The organism is Nocardiopsis camelliae (assembly GCF_028993595.1).
Taxonomy (GTDB): domain Bacteria; phylum Actinomycetota; class Actinomycetes; order Streptosporangiales; family Streptosporangiaceae; genus Nocardiopsis; species Nocardiopsis dassonvillei.
The window spans coordinates 6266415-6284067 of record NZ_CP118614.1 but is presented as its reverse complement, the minus strand read 5'-3'; the positions used below and the strand labels follow the sequence as shown (position 1 = coordinate 6284067).

At 69.2% G+C, this 17653-nt stretch carries 20 protein-coding genes; 19 read left to right on the top strand and 1 reads right to left on the bottom strand.

Annotated elements, in window-relative coordinates; translation table 11 throughout:
- The first annotated feature begins 1269 nt into the window (after window positions 1–1269).
- The 15 genes from PV789_RS27440 to PV789_RS27370 all read left to right on the top strand — a co-directional run bounded on the left by PV789_RS27440 (window position 1270) and on the right by PV789_RS27370 (window position 13370).
- Window positions 1270–1635, top strand: coding sequence for a hypothetical protein (locus PV789_RS27440; RefSeq protein ID WP_274975207.1), 366 nt, complete (start codon window positions 1270–1272; stop codon window positions 1633–1635).
- Between the two features lie 194 nt (window positions 1636–1829).
- Window positions 1830–2456 carry a hypothetical protein gene (locus PV789_RS27435; protein WP_274975206.1) on the top strand — a complete coding sequence of 209 codons (627 nt, stop codon included), beginning with the start codon at window positions 1830–1832 and terminating at the stop codon, window positions 2454–2456.
- 117 nt (window positions 2457–2573) lie between these two features.
- A complete protein-coding gene (locus tag PV789_RS27430) occupies window positions 2574–3245 on the top strand; it encodes an SAF domain-containing protein (protein WP_274975205.1) in 672 nt (223 codons plus the stop codon).
- The gene (locus tag PV789_RS27425; protein WP_274975204.1) at window positions 3242–4126 is read left to right on the top strand and encodes a CpaE/TadZ family protein; all 885 of its coding nucleotides are present in this window, start codon (window positions 3242–3244) and stop codon (window positions 4124–4126) included. Before PV789_RS27430 ends, PV789_RS27425 begins: the two co-directional genes overlap by 4 nt.
- Entirely contained in the window at window positions 4123–5430 is a 1308-nt protein-coding gene (locus tag PV789_RS27420; RefSeq protein ID WP_274975203.1) for a TadA family conjugal transfer-associated ATPase, read from the top strand. The genes PV789_RS27425 and PV789_RS27420 overlap by 4 nt, the downstream gene beginning before the upstream one ends.
- Window positions 5431–5624: 194 nt before the next feature.
- Window positions 5625–6323, top strand: a complete 699-nt coding sequence (locus PV789_RS27415; RefSeq protein ID WP_274975202.1) for a type II secretion system F family protein — start codon at window positions 5625–5627, stop codon at window positions 6321–6323.
- 206 nt (window positions 6324–6529) lie between these two features.
- On the top strand, window positions 6530–7195 hold the full coding sequence (locus PV789_RS27410) for a hypothetical protein (RefSeq protein WP_274975201.1): 666 nt from the start codon (window positions 6530–6532) through the stop codon (window positions 7193–7195).
- A gap of 82 nt (window positions 7196–7277) precedes the next feature.
- Window positions 7278–7418, top strand: a complete 141-nt coding sequence (locus tag PV789_RS27405; protein ID WP_160050067.1) for a hypothetical protein — start codon at window positions 7278–7280, stop codon at window positions 7416–7418.
- Entirely contained in the window at window positions 7415–7819 is a 405-nt protein-coding gene (locus PV789_RS27400; protein ID WP_274975200.1) for a TadE family protein, read from the top strand. Before PV789_RS27405 ends, PV789_RS27400 begins: the two co-directional genes overlap by 4 nt.
- Window positions 7816–8253: a TadE/TadG family type IV pilus assembly protein gene (locus PV789_RS27395; protein ID WP_274975199.1), complete on the top strand. Its 438-nt coding sequence runs from the start codon at window positions 7816–7818 to the stop codon at window positions 8251–8253. The genes PV789_RS27400 and PV789_RS27395 overlap by 4 nt, the downstream gene beginning before the upstream one ends.
- The gene (locus PV789_RS27390) at window positions 8250–8669 is read left to right on the top strand and encodes a pilus assembly protein TadG-related protein (protein WP_274975198.1); all 420 of its coding nucleotides are present in this window, start codon (window positions 8250–8252) and stop codon (window positions 8667–8669) included. The genes PV789_RS27395 and PV789_RS27390 overlap by 4 nt, the downstream gene beginning before the upstream one ends.
- Window positions 8670–8770: 101 nt before the next feature.
- Window positions 8771–11266, top strand: a complete 2496-nt coding sequence (locus tag PV789_RS27385; protein ID WP_274975197.1) for an OmpA family protein — start codon at window positions 8771–8773, stop codon at window positions 11264–11266.
- 841 nt (window positions 11267–12107) lie between these two features.
- Entirely contained in the window at window positions 12108–12413 is a 306-nt protein-coding gene (locus PV789_RS27380; RefSeq protein WP_274975196.1) for a hypothetical protein, read from the top strand.
- 38 nt (window positions 12414–12451) lie between these two features.
- Entirely contained in the window at window positions 12452–12622 is a 171-nt protein-coding gene (locus tag PV789_RS27375) for a hypothetical protein (RefSeq protein ID WP_274975195.1), read from the top strand.
- A 124-nt stretch (window positions 12623–12746) separates the two neighbouring features.
- Window positions 12747–13370, top strand: a complete 624-nt coding sequence (locus PV789_RS27370; protein WP_274975194.1) for a hypothetical protein — start codon at window positions 12747–12749, stop codon at window positions 13368–13370.
- Between the two features lie 60 nt (window positions 13371–13430).
- On the opposite strand, the gene PV789_RS27365 is transcribed toward PV789_RS27370, so the two are convergent.
- Window positions 13431–14663: an IS30 family transposase gene (locus PV789_RS27365; protein ID WP_274974122.1), complete on the bottom strand. Its 1233-nt coding sequence runs from the start codon at window positions 14661–14663 to the stop codon at window positions 13431–13433.
- Window positions 14664–14810: 147 nt separating this feature from the next.
- Between PV789_RS27365 and PV789_RS27360 the strand changes: the two genes are divergently transcribed.
- From PV789_RS27360 to PV789_RS27345, 4 genes are all read left to right on the top strand, one after another.
- Complete coding sequence (locus tag PV789_RS27360; RefSeq protein ID WP_274975193.1) at window positions 14811–15464, top strand: hypothetical protein; 654 nt, start codon at window positions 14811–14813, stop codon at window positions 15462–15464.
- 104 nt (window positions 15465–15568) lie between these two features.
- The gene (locus tag PV789_RS27355; protein WP_274975192.1) at window positions 15569–16192 is read left to right on the top strand and encodes a hypothetical protein; all 624 of its coding nucleotides are present in this window, start codon (window positions 15569–15571) and stop codon (window positions 16190–16192) included.
- A gap of 82 nt (window positions 16193–16274) precedes the next feature.
- On the top strand, window positions 16275–17096 hold the full coding sequence (locus tag PV789_RS27350) for a winged helix-turn-helix domain-containing protein (protein WP_274975191.1): 822 nt from the start codon (window positions 16275–16277) through the stop codon (window positions 17094–17096).
- A gap of 75 nt (window positions 17097–17171) precedes the next feature.
- Window positions 17172–17540 carry a hypothetical protein gene (locus tag PV789_RS27345; protein ID WP_274975190.1) on the top strand — a complete coding sequence of 123 codons (369 nt, stop codon included), beginning with the start codon at window positions 17172–17174 and terminating at the stop codon, window positions 17538–17540.
- The last annotated feature ends 113 nt before the right edge of the window (window positions 17541–17653 follow it).

The window sequence follows — 17653 nt, the reverse complement described above, 5'->3', positions numbered from 1 at the left end:
AACCGCCGCTCGGCTTGCGCGAGTGCCGCCATTCCCATTCGTCCTTAGTGTTTCGCATGTCCGAAAAGGGGTTTTTATTATGCCTGCCCGTATTGCAGGGGCGTCTTGCCCCGACCGGGCCTTGACAGGCGCGGAAACCGGTTAGCCACACCGGAAGGTCGTACCGGGCGGGGTGAGGAAGCGCAGCCGGACAGGGGCGTACGCCCCTGCGAGGCCATTGACACCCGCCCCGCACCGATAAACGGACCTCGCACGCGAGAAGAACCGACAAGAGAAATGCGCCCCGGAGGTGCTGGAACACCACCCGAGGCGCGATCCCCCACCTGAAGCAGCCAGGAGGAAGATCTATGAGTCATGGTACGGGTCGGCACCGCAGGCGCCGACGAGGGTGGGCTGGCCGTGCGCGGTGGGCCGTCGGCGCGGTGCTCGCGGCGATCATCGGGGTGAGGTCCGGGCCACCGACTTCGGCGCGGCCGGAGGTTCGAAAGCCGCCCCCGCGACGGGAACCCCTGAACCCCGGTCCCTCACGTCCGGAGCGTGAGCCGGAGTGGACCAGTCGCTATGACGAGGCGAGGCGTACCCATACGGAACGGACTCAGGTCCTCATCGCCGAGGGCAGGGAGGAAGCCGCGCCGGACGCCCCGGTCGAACTGCCGGAGTTCGGCTGGTGCGTGGACGACGACGGAGCGCGCGCGGTGCGCCCGTACCTGGTCGCGCACGAGTACCGCCAACGAGCCGAGCGGCGACGAGCGGCACCCCACGACCTCCACCGGGGAAAGCCCGCGCCGAGTGCCACCGTCGAGGCCGCCGCTTCGAGCGCCTCTGGTGAGTGGGGTGAACTGGCCGGACTGATACGTCAGTGGGAAGCACAACGGGTGCCCGTGGCCTGAGCTCGGGCCGCGATTTCGGGGCTGTCTCCCTGCGGAGGCAGCCCCTGTTGCTTGTCCGCCGTCGTGTTTGTGCGGTTAGGGCGTGCGACATCAGAACCCGGTGGTCCTCCCCACATTTTTCGTTACTGAGAGTACTTGGAAAACGGTTGTGCGGTGACTCTATGTGTGGCTAGTGTCACTCCTCGAAAGCGTGGTGTCAGGGCCGCGCACGGTGAGGAATCGGCGGTGAGGCATGCGCGTGCCTGCGGTGGGTTGGGCGGCGGTAACAGCGGTGGCCCTGGTGGGATGTGCGGCACAGGAGAGCGATCCCGTCAGCGAGTCGACGCGCACGCCCCCTGCCCTCGCGGCACCCGCCAGCCCGCCAGTCGAAGAGAAGGCAGTGGACGCCTATCTCGGGATGATGCGGGTTATGACGGGCGCGTTTTTGGAAGGGGCCACCGACCATCCAGATTTGGAGACGTATGCCCGAGGGCAGGCGTTGCAGCTAACCACGGACATGCTGGACGGTGCTACGGCTGCGGGAGAACCCGTGCTGCGTCCCAAGGTCGCGGACATGGAACTTGATGGCGATCCACCGACGGTTGTGGTCGAGGACTGCATGGACAACACCGAATGGACCCTGGTGAACCATCCTCCCCGCGACCCTTCTGAAGAGCACACGAGGCTGTACACGGCCACGGTCACCCTGTCTGACGGCCAGTGGAAGGTCGAGGAGCTCTGGCTGGGGGAGCAGAACGGGTGCTGATGCAGGTGTGGCGGGGGGTGGCCTGCGGGGTCTCCACCGTAGTCGGCCTCATGGCGCTCGCTCCGGTGGCCTGGGCTGATGGATCCGGAGTCGACGGTCACACCTCGTGTGCCGATGCCTCCTGTGAGGTGACCGCTCGAGCCCCGGGACACGTTCCGGCTGTCCCGGACGCTCCGCTTGCGGAGAGCGGTGCTGTGAACGAGGCGAGCGCTCCTGTCTGCGCCGTGCCGGATGTGGAGTTCGCGCAGTCCGGGCAGGAGGGCCCCCACGAGATACCGCCGGGCATGGCCCGGTGCCAGGGGGCCGCAAGTACCGGAAGCGAACCGGTGCTGGACCCCGTGGCCCTGGCGGAACAGGCGCGGGCGATGATGCGCCTGCCCGAGCCTGACATCGGCACCGCGCCGACTCCGGGCAAGCCCCGGTTCGTGAACATCCCCGCGTGGATGTGGGTCTCGGAGGAGGACTGGGAGCCGGTGTCGGCGACGGCGTCGGTGAGTGCGGGGTCGGTGACGGTGGTCGCGTCACCGGAGCGGGTGGTGTGGGACACCGGGGACGGGCACGAGGTGGTGTGCACCGGGCCGGGCACGGTCTTCTCCCGCGCTACCGCCGGGGAGGGCGGGTCTCCTGACTGTGGCCACATCTACACGGCCCTGCCTGTGGGCGGGGCGGGGGCGGCGGTGGATCTGACCGCGGTGTGGGAGTGGGGGGTGTCCTGGTCCAGCAGCGACGGCCAGGGCGGGGACCTAGAGGAGCTGACGACGACGTCGACCGTCGCGGTGCCGGTGAGCGAGATCCACTCGGTGGTCACCCACATCCGCTGACGGCACGAGACAGAGGTTGTTGAGGAAGGGGTGGGGATGGTCGCGCTCGCGAAACCGAACCAAAAAGACCAGAAAAATAGAGAAAACCCTGCGGGAGGTGCGGCGGAGTGGGAGTCGGTGCGGCTGGCTACGGTCTCGCGGCGCCGTTGGAAGTGGGGGCTGCTGGCCGGGGTGCTGATCGCTTCGGGAGGTATGGCGGGGGCCTGGGCGGGGCTGGCCTCGCAGGACACGCGCACGGTCGCGGTGCTCGTGGCCGACCTTCCGGCCGGGCACATGATCACCTCCGGTGACGTGACTCCGGTGGACCTGGAGAAGACCGAAGGACTCCGCCTTCTCACTCCGCAGGTGGCGGAGGGGATGGTGCTGACCAAACCGGTCCCCGCGGGTTCCCCTCTGGTGGCCGGTTCGGTCGCGGACAGCGCCCTGTGGCCCGAGCCGGGGCAGGCCGTGCTCGCGGTGCCCGTCACCACGCTCCCCCGGGACCTGACGGCGGGGACGACCGTCGACCTGGTCCCCACCGGGGCCACGCCGGGAGAAGCGACCGGGGACGAGGACACCGAAGCGGAGGAGCCGACCGGCGAGCCCGGGGTGGTGACGGGACTGGTCCACCGTGTGGTCTCGGACGGTGCGGAAGACCTCGGAGTCGGTCAGCAGGTGGTCGAGATGGTCCTGCCCCGGGACCAGGTGGCGCGCTTCTCACAAGCAGCGGCTGGAGGAGACGTGCAGGTCGTGGTGGTCAACCCGCACGAGGAAGTTCGCACGGACGCGGCGGGAGAGGGGCGCGGATGATCGTGGCGGTGTGTTCGCTCAGCGGGGCTCCGGGTGTGACGAGTCTGGCCACCGCGATCGCGGCGTGCTGGCCCTCGACCCCTCTGACGGTGCCCGTGCTGGTGGAGGCCGACACCTCCGGTGGGGACGTGGCCTCCTGGCACGGCATCGACCTGGGTGTGCGGAAGGGGCTGGTGTCGCTGGCCGCAGCCTCGCGCACACCACTACCGGTGTCCGTGGCCGCTGAGGCCTGGACGGAAGCGGGCGTCGCCGACGCGTCCGCGGCGAGCGCGCCCGTGCAGAACCATGCGGTGGAGCTACCCGGCGGCCTGCGGGTGGTCGCCGCTCCGGCTGATCCCCTGGAGACAGGGCGGGCGGTGGCCATGCTCGCCCGCAACCCGGCCCTTCTCCGGACGGAGAGGGTGACCGTGCTGGATGTGGGGAGGGCGGTGCCGGGGTCTGCGGGGACGGCCTTGATGCGTCACGCGGACGTCGTCGTGGTCGTCGCGAACCCGGGCGACGTGGGGCACGCGAACCGGTTGCGGGTGTGCGCTCCGACCCTGGCCTCGCTGAAGGAGGACGGGACTCGGGTCGGGCTGGTCGTGGCCGGTGCCTGTCCCCACCCTGACCGGGAGATATCCCAGGTGGCCTCGGGTCTGCCGGTGTGGGCGCATATCCCGCACGACCCCACGGGAGCGGCTCTGGTGCGCGGCGAACACCGTCCGCCCGGTCGCCGCAGGGACCGGCTGGCCGCGTGGTGGTCCCAGCGCCGTGACCCCGACAGCCTGGAGTGGATGCCGTTGATCAAGGCCGCCAAATCCCTGGCAGAGCTGTGTGACGACTTCTCCGGTCTGGGCCTGGACAGCAAGCTCGAGCGCGCGGTGGAAGCGAGCGTGGCATGACGACGATCCGTGAGACCCCGTACCTGGCACCAGCCCAGGACGAGAAGACGCTTCGAGCCACCGCGGTGGCGTTGGCCGGCAAGGTCACAGAACAGCTCATCATCCACCCCGGTGAGGCGATGAGCGGCACGCAGGTAGGCCAGCTCGTGGACACACTGCTGGATGACCAGGCACGCACCGCCCTGATCCGGGGAACAGCGGCGCTGTCACCAGCGGACGAGCCACGGTTGCGCCAACTGGTCCTGGACCACGTTCTGGGGCTGGGGCCGTTGGAGGAGCTACTCACCGAACCAGAGGTCCAGAACATCCACGTCATCGGTGCAAGTCCGGTGATCGTGGACTTCGGCGGGGGCCAACGAGAACACCGCCCACCGGTGGTGGACACCGACGCCGACCTCGTCGCCCTGGTGCAGCGGGCCGCTGCCCGCGCCCCCGGCGGGGAGCGTCGCTTCGACATGGCCGCGCCGATCCTGTCCATGGAACTCGAAGACGGCTCCCGGATGTCGGCGGTGATGCCCGGGATCGCGGACCGTCCGACCGTGACGATCCGATGCCACCCCGCCCGCTACCTGCGATTGGGAGACCTCGCGCGGACGGGAATGGTCGACCAGACCGCACGCGACCTGCTGGTCTCGGCGGTCAGGGCCCGAGTGAACGTGATCATCTCCGGCGCCACGAACGCGGGCAAGACCACCCTGCTCCGCGCACTGCTGGGCACGGTGGAGGGCGAACGCGTCATCACCGTCGAGGATTCGATGGAGCTGGGACTGCACCGCCACATGACTGACGCGGATGTGGTGGCGTTGCAGGGGCGCCCGCCCAACATCGAAGGCGTCGGGGAGGTCACCCTGGCCGAACTGGTTCGGGCCGCACTGCGGATGTGCCCGGACCGGGTGATCGTCGGGGAGACCCGAGGCCCGGAGACCATCGCGCTGCTGAACGCGATGTCGATGGGCACGGACGGGTCGATGTCCACCATCCACGCCTCATCGAGCCAGCAGGTGTTCGCCAAGCTCGCCGCGTACTGCGCCCAGTCGCCCGAACGGCTCACCGCCTCGGCCACTGCGTCCCTCACGGGGACGGCCGTGCACCTGGTGGTGCACATCGACACCGCCCCGACCGGGGAGCGCGTCGTCACGAGTATCCGTGAGGTCGTGGGTTCGGAGGGCGAGCAGGTCCTCTCCAACGAGCTGTACGTTCGCTCGACAGACGATCCCGTGGGAACTGTGGTGTGCCCTCCGAGCGGACTGGTCGGCCAGCGCCTGGTCAGGGCCGGTTACGTGGTGCGGGGGTGGGCGTCGTGACGCCGGAGTGGGGCTGGGATATCGGCGGACTGGTCTTCAGCGGCGCGTTGTGCGGTGCGGGCGTCGCCTGCGCCGCGTACGTGGTGAGCCTCCTTCCCCGTCGCGCGCCGTCCGCCGCTCCAGGTCGGTGGGCGAAAGCCCTGCGCCGACGTGGAACGTGGCTGCGCGTGGCCGGTGCAGTAGGAGCGGGGGCCATGGTCGGGGCGGTGACGGGGTGGCCGGTCGGAGTGCTGCTCGCCGCTGCTGCGGGATGGTGGATGCCCGCCCTCCTCGGCCCCGACACCACGATCCGGACTGAAGCCGACCTGGCCGAGGCGCTGGCTTCCTGGGCCGAGCAACTACGGGACATGATCACCGGGGCCTCCGGTCTGCACCAGGCCGTGACCGCGACCGTTCCCGTTGCCCCGGAGCCGATCCGTGGCCAGGTCGAAGCACTGGACGCCCGGTTGCGCGCCGGGTTGCCGATGGGCCAGGCCGCCTCCGAGTTCGCCCACCGTGTCGGCTCCGACCTCGGCGATCTGATCGCGCTCACCCTGACCATGGGAGCTTCCCGCCAGAGCGGGGACGTGGCCGGGGCCCTGTCCCGGCTGGCGGAGGCCGCTCGGGAACGGGCGACCACGGTGGCCAGGGTGTCGGCGTCCCGCGCGAGGGTGCGCTCATCGGTACGGATCATCGCCGCCGCCACCACCTTCATGCTCGTGGGCATGGCGGCGTTCAATCCGTCGTTCCTGGAGCCGGTGGGCACGTTCTCCGGACAGTTCGTCCTCGGAGTGGTCGGAGTGCTGTGGGCGGCCTCGTTCTTCTGGCTGGCCCGCCTGGCGTCGCCGCCCAGGCAACCGCGTCCCTTCACCCCCGTGCTCGCGGGTGCCGCTGGGATGGGCGGTGTCGGGTGAGCGCGGTCGTGATGTCCGTGGCAGGGGCCATGATCGGCGCGGGGACGTGCGCCGCCGCTTACGGTCTGCGCCGTCCTTCCCTGAGCGAACGCCTCGCCCCCCACCCGGTTCCGAGACCACAGTCCCCTTCGGGCAGCGGTTGGGCGCACCGGGTCGGCCATCGCGTGGGTCACGTCCTGGCCCGCGCGAGCATTCCGGGACAGGGCATGGCCAGGACGCTCACGGCAGCGGGCACACCGGTGGAGGTGTACCGGGCGGAGAAGGCCGCTGCCACAGGGCTCGGGATTCTCCTGGGAACGGTGGTGGCCACCGCGGGCAGTGCCCTCCTGCCCGGCCCCATGACGCCGTGGCTGCTCGCGGCCCTGGCCGCAGGATCGTGCTTCATGGCCCCTGACCTGGCCGCCCGAGGCGCCGCCGCAGAGCGCCGGGCCGAACTGCGTGCGGCCACATCGGCGTTGGCCGACCTGGTGGTGATGGGCTTGGCAGCGGGTGCCGGAGCCACGGGCGCGATCACCACCGCCCTTCAGCACGGGGAGGGCCGTGCGCCGGAGCGGATCCGCGCTGCGGTGCACGCCGCGACCCTGAGGCACCAGCCGCCCTGGAAAGGCCTCGAAGCCGTGGCCGAGGAGACCGGGGTGCGAGAACTCGCGGAACTGGCCGGATCCCTGCGGTTGGGCGGTGCCTCCGGGGCGCGCACCCGCACGTCCCTGACAGCGAAGGCGTCGTCGCTGCGGGCCCGGAGCCTGGCGGAGACCGAGGCCGCAGCGCACGCGGCCACCGAACGCATGACCCTGCCGACGATGGGCCTGGTGGCCGGATTCCTGATGCTGATCAGCTACATCGCCCTCGTGCACGTGATGGCCGGTTTCTAGACAAGGAGAGGTCCCAGTGAGGGGTTTCCTTCAGCGTTCCCACAGCCGGGTACGCACATGGCTCACGCCACCACGTTCCGTCATGTCGGACGCGGGGTCGGCGACAACCGACTGGATCCTGATCATCGTGGTGTCCATCACCATCGCCACCGTGGTCGGAGGAATCCTGGTGGGAGAGTTCACCACGGCAGCCGAGTCCATCGACCTGGGCGTCAACCGATGACCGCCTCTGCCAGCGGACGGAGCAGCCGTTCACCGAAGGCGCGCGAGGACCGGGGCAGCGCCGAGCTGCTCTTCATCCTTCCCCTGGTCTTCGTGATGGTGCTCGGCGTGGTGCAGGCGGGCGTGTGGGCACATGCCCAGCACCGGGCCCAGACCGTCGCTTCGCAGACGCTGGCGGCGGCCCGTGCCTTCGACGGGACCACGGCGTCGGCTTACGCGCGGGCCGAGCAGGCGCAGGACCAGCTGGGTGGCGGGATCCTCCACCAGGTGGAGATCGAGGTCGACCGCACCGTGGAGTTGGCGCGGGTGCGGGTCCGGGGCCAGGTGGTGAGCCTGCTGCCGGGGGTGAAGGTGCCGGTCTCCTCCGAGGTGTCCGGCCCGGTCGAGCGTCTCACGCCATGAACAGCCACGTCCGGGGTTCCTGGTGGCGGCGCGGCGGTGACAGCGGGAACGCATCGGTGGAACTGGTCCTGGTCGTCCCCGTTCTCGTGCTGGCGCTGTTGTTGATGGTGGTGGCGGGCCGCCAGGTCTCGGCCGCCCTGATCACGCAGGACGCGGCCTCGTCCGCCGCTCGGGCGGCCTCACTGCAACGCGACGCGGTCTCCGCGTACGACCGCGCGCGCCAGACGGCCGAGCGGGAGCTGGCCGACCGGGGGGTGGCCTGCGCTCCCTTCGCCGCTTCGGTGGATGTTTCCCGGTTCGGCGCGGGCGGGGTGGCGAGGGTGGAGGTGACGTGCACGGTCACCGTCATCGATCTGGGCGGGCTCGGCGGACAGCGTGCCTTGCGTGCTACCGCGGTCTCTCCGGTCGACCCCTACCGGGGGCAGACGCCATGAACCAGGCGCCCAGGCGGCGTCGACGACGCGGGGACGCAGGGCAGGCGTCGGTGTTCCTCATCATGCTCGTACCCGTCGTGATGGTGGTGTTCGCGTTGGTGTGGGAAGCCGGGCAGATGCTCGTCACCAAGGCCGAGTTGCTGACGGTCGCGCACACGGCTGCCCGCGCGGGCGCCCACCAGCTGGACACGGCCGCCACCGTTGAGAACGGAGCCCCGGTCCTGGATCCGGAAGGGGCCACACGGGCCGCTGTCGGCCACCTGCGTTCAGCGGGGAGCGCGGGCGGGGCGCAGATCGAGGGCGACCAGGTCGTGGTCCTGGCCCGAACCGTCTACACCCCCGCCCTGCTGCCGATCGGACCCAGCGAGATCGAGGCAGAGGCGACCGCGACCGCGCTTCAACCCCCGCCAAGATGACCCTGCGCCCAGCCGCACGGTCCGAATCCCGAACCAGGTTCAAAGCGAACGGAGGAAGAGGTATGCCCCGAAGCCCGTGGTCCGTGGCGGGTGAAGCGCTGGTGACGGTGGTCCTGTTGCTGGGTCCGCCCCTGCTGGCGACCCGTCTGGAGTGGCCGCTGGGAAAGCACACCACATGGGTGTGGTTCGCCCAGTACCTGCGCGGGGGCAGAGTCCCAGACGAAGCCGTCATCGCCTTCTTCATCGTCGTTCTGTGGGCGGTGTGGACAGCGCACCTGGTGCTCGTCGTTCTCGACGTCGTCTCCGTGCTGCGCGGGCTCGCCCCCAGGGTGGGCCTGGTACGGGTCGTGTGGGCTCTGGTCGCCGGGAGCACCGTTGCGACCACCACCCACACCGCTGCCGTCGCCGCACACGTGGACACGGTGACCGAAGCACCGATGCCACCCGTGGCTGCCCACCCCGAGGAAGCCGCGGAGGTATGCGGGGAGCAGCCGGAGGGGCAGGGGGTGATCGACCGCACGCGTGTCCTGACCGGGTTCGGATTCGACTCGGCTGCCCTCAACCCGACTATGAAGGAGGCACTGGAACCGACCATCGCCATGATCGCCGACTTCGGACTTGCCGAGACGCCGGTAGTGGTCATCGGACACACCGACCCCATCGGCGACCCCCTCTACAACCAGGACTTGTCCGAACGACGCGCCCAAGCGGTCGCGGACTACCTGGCTGAGAACGTGGACGAGGTCGAGTTCGAAGCCCAGGGTGTGGGATCAGCCCAGCCGCCTTCGGCCACACGGGCGTCGTACGAAGAGCACCGCCGGGTCGAGGTCACCTACGCCCTCCAACGCCCCTCAGCCCCCGCACACGAGCCGTCTGCAGATGCCGAGGCGGGAGAGGATCCTGAGGCTGCCCCCGCTCCGGAGCGGGTGAGGCTGGACGTAGCCACCGCGGGCGAGGGCACCGGGCTCGACGCTGTCGCAGTCGGAACCGTTGCCGGGGCAGTCGGTCTGGGAGTGGGGTACGCGGCCGGAAGGCGGCGAACTTCAGCAGCGCCCCGGAAGCAGAGCACGGATCCCGAGTCGACGACCGGCCCCGACGACCTCGATGCGGCCTCCACCATCGAGGCCCCCGGCTCCAGCCAGGCCGACCTGTTGCATGAGGTTCCAGCAGGTTCCGCCCACCATGTCATTGATGAGGCCGGATACGTGCTCGTCTCCGACACCGCCCGGGTATCCAGCCGAGGAGGGCTCGCATTCACCGGGGCTTACGCGCCAGGGGTCCTCGCGGCCGTGGTCGCTGAGCATGCCCCGGGGCCGGTCGTGCTGACCAGTACGGCCGCCGCGCTCCTGGAAGGGGAAGGTGTGCCGATGCAGGGCCCGCAGGTGGTCTCGGACCTTCGCGGGGTTCAGATCGCGGTGGAAGCGGAACTCTTGGCCCACGCGCGCCACCTTGACGCGGACGACGAGGAGCCTGGAGAAACCACCACGACCGCCCCGCCTCTCCTGGTGGCGCTGACGACGGACGACCTCGACGCCGACCAGGGCCTACCGGCGCTGCTGGTCGACACCCCCGGGTTGGTGGCGTGCGTGCTCGGCGGTACCGACCACGCCAAAGTCACGTTGGACTGTGAGAACACCGGCCGGATCCATGTGGGAGCCTCCGGCGGAGAAGCGACGCACACAGGTCCTCTGCGGCTCTGGACCCGGCCGCGGGGCCAGGACGAGCAACCGGACACGAGCCCCTACCGAGAGGCCTCCCATACCTCGGAGCCCTCCTCGGAACAGAAAGAGCCGGACCAGTCCGAAGAGGGACAACCCGAGGAAGAGCGGTTCGAGGTCCCGGGCTGCTCCGGTGAGAAGGCGCGCATCAGGGTGCGGGTACGGCTGTTCGCTCCCCAAGCGGTGTGTGAGCTCAACGGTCACGATGTCCTTCACGGGACTCGCACGAGCACCTACACCCTCCTCGCTGTCTTGGCGCTCGGCCCCAGGGAGGGCGTCTCCCACCAGGAGGTGACGAACGTTCTCGCGCCCCAGATGTCCGAGACGCAAGCGCGCCGGTTCAGGTCCAACGCGGTCACGACTTTGCGCAGGGCCATGCGCGATGCGTTGGATCTGGGGCCCGAGGTTCCGATCGTCGAGAGCGAGAAAGGCCGGTACCGGTTGCAGTGGGAGTTCTTCGACATCGACGTCCGCGAGTTCTGCGGCCTCTACGCTGACCTGAGAACGGCGAGCGCGTCAGAGGTAGAGGTGAAGCTAAGGAATATGGCAAGCCTCTATGGCAACGATCTTCTTTCGGACCTCCAGGATGAATGGATCGCGGAGCGCCGCTGGGAACTTCAAGCTGCCGTAGCGGACGTGTACATGCGCTTGCTCGACTACGTTGACGACGAAGAGGAACGCATACGACTGATTGACTGCGCTTTGCGAGTAGACCGACTGAACGAAGCGCTGTACCAGGAAAAAATGAAGCACTACGCCCTACTGGGGAGGAAGGACGCGGTCCACCGGTGCTTCCATTCCCTGAAGGATGAGCTCCAAAAATCCGGAGCCAAGCCCGGTCCGGACTCGCGTGCCCTCTTCGAGAACCTCGTTCGCTGACATTCGCAAGTCGGGCACAAGGCGGGCCGCCTGCTGAGGCGGAGACGAGCGTGGGAGCACGGAGCCTTGGTGGGCCACACACGGGCCTGTGCCTCCGCCTGTGCCTCCGCCTGTGACTGGGCCATTCCGGGGGCCTGTGACTCCGCCTGTGGGAGGGCCGCTTAGAACGGCCCACGCCTGCGGCGTTATCAGTGCAGGTCAGAGCCCCTCTGGGTGGGCCAATGGCCGTCCAGACTTATACCCAGTGGGTAGTCATCTTCACGTAGGGGGCGGCGCGCCCCCTTCTCCTGCTCGGCGGGGGGGGCCTACCGGCCGCCCCCGCCCCTCTGTGTACTCCTGTCCTCTCCCTGCCCTCCTCCCCTCCCTCACAGTCCCCAGACGTCGCTTTCTTTTCCTTACTCCATCAACCATGGAAAGCGTCCCTCTGTGCCCCTGATGATCGCCCAGTTCGGCTCCGGGGATAAAAAACATGATCGCCTAGATCGATTTCGAACATGCCCGCGTCCCCCACGCGCGCGTGCGCGGATCCTCTCCAGGGATGCGCGCCGAAAAGATTCCCCGGAAAACCCGCGACGCGAGTTGACAACCCCCCGTCAACCAAGTTCCTATGGGCGTGCTCCCCGGGGCGGAACAACGGCTCCGGGGCGGGCGGGAAAAATTTCCCGCGACACGAGTTGACAAACCCGTGTCACCCAAGGTCACCTTGGGCTCCGCCCCGAAGCGGGCACCGTTTCCGGGGCGGGCGGAAAAAGGTTCGCGACACGAGTTGACAAACACCGGTCAACCAAGTGAACCTCGGACCGAAAACGACAAACACCCGAGAATTCAAGGGGGTTGAGGAATGCGCACCGTGTTTGCCATGGCGGTCATCGCCGGACGAGTATTCGCCCGGCCGAGGCCGCCCACGCAGGCCGACATCGCCAACAGGGCGCGCGCCCAACGGGCGAGGCGGGTGGCCGGTGACTACGAGGCGGCGATTGCCCGGGAGCTGGCCGCACGGGGACGCGCGGTGCACCTGCACCGCACCGAGGGCGAGAGTCCCGCTGCTCGGCGGGCGGCCAACGACCACGCCCGAGCGGTTCGGTACCGCGCCGAAGTCGGAGCCCTGTTGTTCCAGCTCCATGCCCACCGCACGGTTGCGGCCTGAACACCCGATAACACACCTACGAAGGAGAACCGACCCTCATGAAGTGTCCGCACTGCGAGGAAGACGTACAGGAAGCCGAGCCCCTCGGCTGGAACGTCCCGATCGGCCCTACCCCGGCCTACAGCCACCTGGACGGCAGCGAGCTGTGCCCCGAGGTGACCTCCGAGGGGTACCGACCGGCCCAGCCGGTCCCGACCACCTCGGCCTGATGCGGCCGACCCGAAGGAGGCAACCTTCGGGCCGACCCCACCGCAACACCCGCGCCCACCGGACAGGTGTGGAGCCAAAACGGCTGGGCGCGGGCCCAACACCACCAACGAAGTGGAGTGTGCTGTGAGCACGAGTATGCCCTACCGAGCACGGCGGATCATCGTTACCCGCGATCACATCGAGGACCTGCGCGTCCACGGGACAGGTGCGTGCCTGACCTGGCACGAAGGAGTCCACCAGGTGCAGGCGGTCGGTCCGCGCACCGCGACCGATTCCAACCGGATGATCATCATCGGCTACGAGCAGATGGTGGAGATGGCCCAGGACCACGCCAAGAACGGGGACGAGGTCACCGACGAGGACCTCGCCCGGGACCTGACCGACATCGCCAGCGACTGGCGGGCCGAGTGGCCCGAGATCCGCGCGATGAACCTCCAGGTGCACGCCCTGCGCCGCGCTCTGACAGACGCGGGCTCCTACCTGGCCAGCGCCCCCACCTTCCGGCTGCCCACCAGCGGGCTGCCCCAGATGACGGACTACTACGGCCTGGCGCGAAGCACCCGCCTGGCACAGGTCACGGTCAGTTTCGCCTTCATCGAACCGACCCGGATCACCACCAGCGACCCGGGCGATGACACCCAGCCGATCGCCGACCTGACCCTGGGCACCGGAGGCACGCTCACCCACCTCGCGACCAGCCACCTGATCGCCTCCACGGTGATCTGCGCCCTGAACCAGGACCGCTAGCGCCTACCCGGGGCCGCCCCGCCACCGGGCGGATTCTAGGGGTCGTTGCAACACCGATGATTAGTTGCTCGCTTGGAGCAGCTTAGCGAGGCGCTCGGCTGGGGTATCCCAGCCGAGCGTTTTGCGTGGGCGCCCGTTGAGCTGGACGGCCACTACCTCCAGATGCTCACGTGAGTGCACCGACAGATCGGTGCCCTTGGGGAAGTACTGGCGCAGTAGCCCGTTGGTGTTCTCGTTGGAGCCGCGCTGCCAGGGGCTGGCCGGGTCGCAGAAGTAGACGGGGATGTCGGTGACGGTGGTGAACGCCCCATGGGCGGCCATCTCCGAGCCCTGGTCCCAGGTCACCGAGCGGGCCAGATGCCGGGGCAGGGTCTGCACCGTGGTGGTCAACGCATCACGCACCTGCTCCGCGCCGCGCCCGTGAGGCAGGTGCAGCAGCATCGTGTACCGGGTGGAGCGTTCCACGAGGGTGCCGATCGCCGAGCCACCATCGGCACCGATGATCAGGTCGCCCTCCCAGTGGCCGGGCACCGCCCGGTCAGCGACCTCCGCAGGACGCTCGCTGATCATCACCATGGGGGCGGCGAAACGGGGATGGCGCTGCTGCGCCTGGCGGCGGGGCTTGCGCCGGGCACGGCCCGAGCGCAGCGCACCAGCCAACTCCCGGCGCAGCTGGCCGCGGCCTTGGACATACAGGGCCTGGTAGATCGTCTCGTGGCACACGTGCAGCTCCGGCCGATCGGGGAAGTCGCGTTTGAGCCTACGACTGATCTGCTCAGGGCTCCATTTTTCGGTGAGCAGCTCCTGGATCCGCACGCGTAGTTCGGGGTTCAGCCAGATTCTGGAGGGCTTGGGGCGTGGTCGGCGGGCATCGGCGCGGGTTTGGGCGGCGTGGGGGCGGTAGTGGCGTTTGCCGCGCGGGTCCACAGTGCCGTTACGGCGGATTTCCCGGCTGATCGTGGAGTGGTTGCGGCCCAGTTCTGCGGCGATGGCTCGCGCGGACTTGCCCTCGCGGTACAGATCAGCGATGTGCAGGCGTTCAGTCTCGTTCAGGTAGCGGGACGGGCCGGTGGGCGGTACCACCGTGGTGATGGGTGGTACCGCCCTTCGGCGGTCGTTCTCGGCGCTGCGTCCGTTACGCCACTTCCTGCCAGTACGGGCATCGACGCCCACCATCTGGCAGGCTTCGGTGTTGCTGTAGCCCTGCTTCATGAGCTGCAAGTATGCCGCTCGTTCAGCGGAGAGCTTCCTACGGCCCTGCGGGGTTCGGTCCTTGCGGATATGGAAGTCCATCGCACCCCTTGAACTGGGGTGTTGCAACCACCACTAGAACCCAAGCCGGAGCGGGGCGGCCCCACCACCCGACAACCACCTCGCGCCGAGCGCTGTGTTCGACGCGCCCACAAGAAGGGACCCCACGTGTTCAAGGACGTACCTAACGTGACGATCGCTGACTGGTTCGCCTCCGCCGAGATCACCTCGCGCATGCTGCGCACCCTGGACAGGATCGGCCCCGGCGGGGTGATCATCGCCGACCTGTCCCGGCGCGACTACTACGCCACCCACGCGCGCACCCTCGACCCCGCCAGCCAGACCTCCTTCATCGTGTACGGCTACCACGACCTGGCGTTCGACCTGCGGGTGTACACCCGCCAGTGCGGGGACCGGGCCTGGGAAGAGCTGGTCCCCGATGTTGACTGCGCCGTCTGGGAGTGCATGGACGAGACCCTCAAGGACGTCACCGGAACCGGGTTTGTCGTCACCCGGATGCGCCAGGCCATGCAGGCGTGCGGGTTCGACCTGACCGGCGCCCCGCACTACTACGACCGGTACGCCAGCCCCGGCGACTACGCCAGCCCCAGGACTCGGATGGTGCAGGACTTCTACACCGACCGGGCCAACCCAAATATCGCAGTCACCGTCAAGAGCCCGACCGATGAGAAGAGCGGGGAGCTGTCCCTGATCACGATCAGCGACAGCGACCGGCACGTCACCGGCTGGCCCACACGCATGCGCACCCAGTTCGCAACGGGCCCCAACGCGCACCGGGTGCGCGAGGCCATCAAGGCCCACCTGCGCCGCCCCCGCACCTAACCGCCGCCTCACCGGGCCGCCCCGCCACGGGGGCGGGGCGGCCCCACCACCCGACACTCCTGCGCCGAGCGCTGTGTTCGGCGCGCCATGAAAGGGACTCCGTCATGTCTGTCATTCCTGCGATGAGCGACCGGTTCCGCGACGGGGAAGTCGAGGTCACGGTGGACACGCTCCGCGACCTGCACCGCACCGGACCCGGCACGATGATCATCGCCGACCTCCACCAGACCTCTTATGAGGTCACCCACGCCCGCGACCTGTACACCGAGGTCCCGATCCTGGTTCCCGTCTACGGACACGGCGACCTCCTCCACGACCTGGACCGCTGCCAGGACTGGGAGGAGCTGGCGGACGCGACCACCGAGCTCGCCTGGAAACAGCTCGACCGCTGGACCGAGTCCTCCCTGTACATCCACCCCCTCATCCGGGGGTTGCGCAAGGACATGACCTTGCAGGGCATGGACCTCAACCACCGACCCCGCTACGGACACACCCTGGACGGCGCGAAGCGGATCGATGACACCTTCGCCCTGCGCGCCGACCCGCGTATCACCTTCACCGCCTGCTACGTCCAGCGCCACTCCGACAGCCTCCTGGTGTCCCTGGACATGCGCGCCCAAGGCCAGCACGTCACCACCTGGACCCAGCGGGTGACCCACACCGAACCGCCCCGGTTCGTGAGCGAGGCGCCCCTGCGGGCCCAGCTGCACCTGGACACCCTGCCCTAACCGCCACGCCAACCGGGCCGCCCCGTCACCGGGGCGGGGCGGCCCCACCCATGCCACCGCTCTACGAAGGGATTCGTCTGTCATGACCACGACCACCACGTCGGCTCCGCGCCGCTCTGCTATCCGTACCCGTGACCTCGTTCTGGCCGCCCTGGCCGAGGCCGCCGAACCGGTCACCGTCACCGAGTTGGCTGAGCGTGCGGGGGTGGGCAAGTCCACCCTGGGCAAGCACCTGCCCGTCCTGGAGAAGGACGGGCAGGCGGTGCGCACCCCGGGCGGACGCGAGGGGCGTCGCCGCCTGCCCGACACCTGGCAGACCGCCACCTCCACTACCTCGGACACAGCCACCGAGGAGGGCACCTCGGCCCAGGCGGACGAGCACATCGAGGAGGAGCCTGACACCACCTCCGTTTCCGCTGAGCCCGACACCGTGCCGGACATCGCTGCGGAGGCCCCCGAGGTGGACCTCTCCACCTCGGCGACGCAGGAGGTCTCTTCGCAGGTGACTCCGGAGCAGGCCTCGGTGGACGAGGCGACCGCGACCGAGGACCAGAGCCCGACCGCCATGGACGCTGCGGCGTTGCCCTCTGCGCCTCGGCCGAACCCTGCCGTTCGAAGCACGGCTAGGGCGACCGCTGCCCGTGTCGGGGTCACCGCTGGGGAGGGCCTCAACCCGGTCAGCGGTAGCACTCGACTCGCACCGGGCGAGTTGAAGCTGATGGTCAAGGCCATCTTGGACGCTGACCCGGGTGAGGAGTTCACCGCGACCGAGATCAGCCACCTGCTCCAGGGCCGCTCCATCGGAGCCATCCAGAACAACCTCGCCCGCCTGGCCACGGAGAAGCGGGCGGTACAGACCTGCGACCGGCCGCGCCGCTACCGCTCGGCCAAGCACCCCGCCTGACCCGCCACCACCCCGGGGGTGCGGGCCACTGAACAGCCCGCACCCCCACCTTCCACATACCCTAGGGGAGTATTAATGTTCGACGTTGCCTGGACCGTGTTCGACCTCGACTGCCTGGAATGGGAGTACGCCCTGGCCCTGACCGGGCTGTGCGTGACCGTCACCCTGATCGGGATCGTCAACCGCACCAGCCACCTGCTGAGCACCTACTACGTGCGCGGCCAGTGGCCCGGCATGGTCCACCACGACGAGCGAGGCCCGGGAACCATCTGCGGACCGTGCGGCCACCACCTCGCCGCCCACGACCGCGCCACCGGCCGGTGCTGCCACGGCACCCCGCTGGACCACCTCGCGATGATCATCGCCCTGCCCATGCCCCTGCTCGTGCGGGACATGCTGCAGCAGGCGGGCTGCCCCTGCCGACTGAAGGGCAAGCGCCCCTGACCCACACCGCGAACCGGGTGAAGGCCCCCGGCCCGCACCAGCCCCGCGCTGGTGCGGGCCGGGGGCCTTCAGCATGCTCCGACTTTTCCCCGGGGTTTTTCCAGGCCGGTGTC

What these genes read in the sequence shown, in the direction of transcription:
- PV789_RS27425 (WP_274975204.1), top strand. Translation starts at nt 3,242, where the DNA reads ATGATCGTGGCGGTGTGTTCGCTCAGCGGGGCTCCGGGTGTGACGAGT.
- PV789_RS27420 (WP_274975203.1), top strand. Translation starts at nt 4,123, where the DNA reads ATGACGACGATCCGTGAGACCCCGTACCTGGCACCAGCCCAGGACGAG.
- PV789_RS27415 (WP_274975202.1), top strand. Translation starts at nt 5,625, where the DNA reads ATGGTCGGGGCGGTGACGGGGTGGCCGGTCGGAGTGCTGCTCGCCGCT.
- PV789_RS27410 (WP_274975201.1), top strand. Translation starts at nt 6,530, where the DNA reads ATGGCCAGGACGCTCACGGCAGCGGGCACACCGGTGGAGGTGTACCGG.
- PV789_RS27405 (WP_160050067.1), top strand. Translation starts at nt 7,278, where the DNA reads ATGTCGGACGCGGGGTCGGCGACAACCGACTGGATCCTGATCATCGTG.
- PV789_RS27400 (WP_274975200.1), top strand. Translation starts at nt 7,415, where the DNA reads ATGACCGCCTCTGCCAGCGGACGGAGCAGCCGTTCACCGAAGGCGCGC.
- PV789_RS27395 (WP_274975199.1), top strand. Translation starts at nt 7,816, where the DNA reads ATGAACAGCCACGTCCGGGGTTCCTGGTGGCGGCGCGGCGGTGACAGC.
- PV789_RS27390 (WP_274975198.1), top strand. Translation starts at nt 8,250, where the DNA reads ATGAACCAGGCGCCCAGGCGGCGTCGACGACGCGGGGACGCAGGGCAG.
- PV789_RS27380 (WP_274975196.1), top strand. Translation starts at nt 12,108, where the DNA reads ATGCGCACCGTGTTTGCCATGGCGGTCATCGCCGGACGAGTATTCGCC.
- PV789_RS27375 (WP_274975195.1), top strand. Translation starts at nt 12,452, where the DNA reads ATGAAGTGTCCGCACTGCGAGGAAGACGTACAGGAAGCCGAGCCCCTC.
- PV789_RS27365 (WP_274974122.1), bottom strand. Translation starts at nt 14,663, where the DNA reads ATGGACTTCCATATCCGCAAGGACCGAACCCCGCAGGGCCGTAGGAAG.
- PV789_RS27355 (WP_274975192.1), top strand. Translation starts at nt 15,569, where the DNA reads ATGTCTGTCATTCCTGCGATGAGCGACCGGTTCCGCGACGGGGAAGTC.
- PV789_RS27350 (WP_274975191.1), top strand. Translation starts at nt 16,275, where the DNA reads ATGACCACGACCACCACGTCGGCTCCGCGCCGCTCTGCTATCCGTACC.
- PV789_RS27345 (WP_274975190.1), top strand. Translation starts at nt 17,172, where the DNA reads ATGTTCGACGTTGCCTGGACCGTGTTCGACCTCGACTGCCTGGAATGG.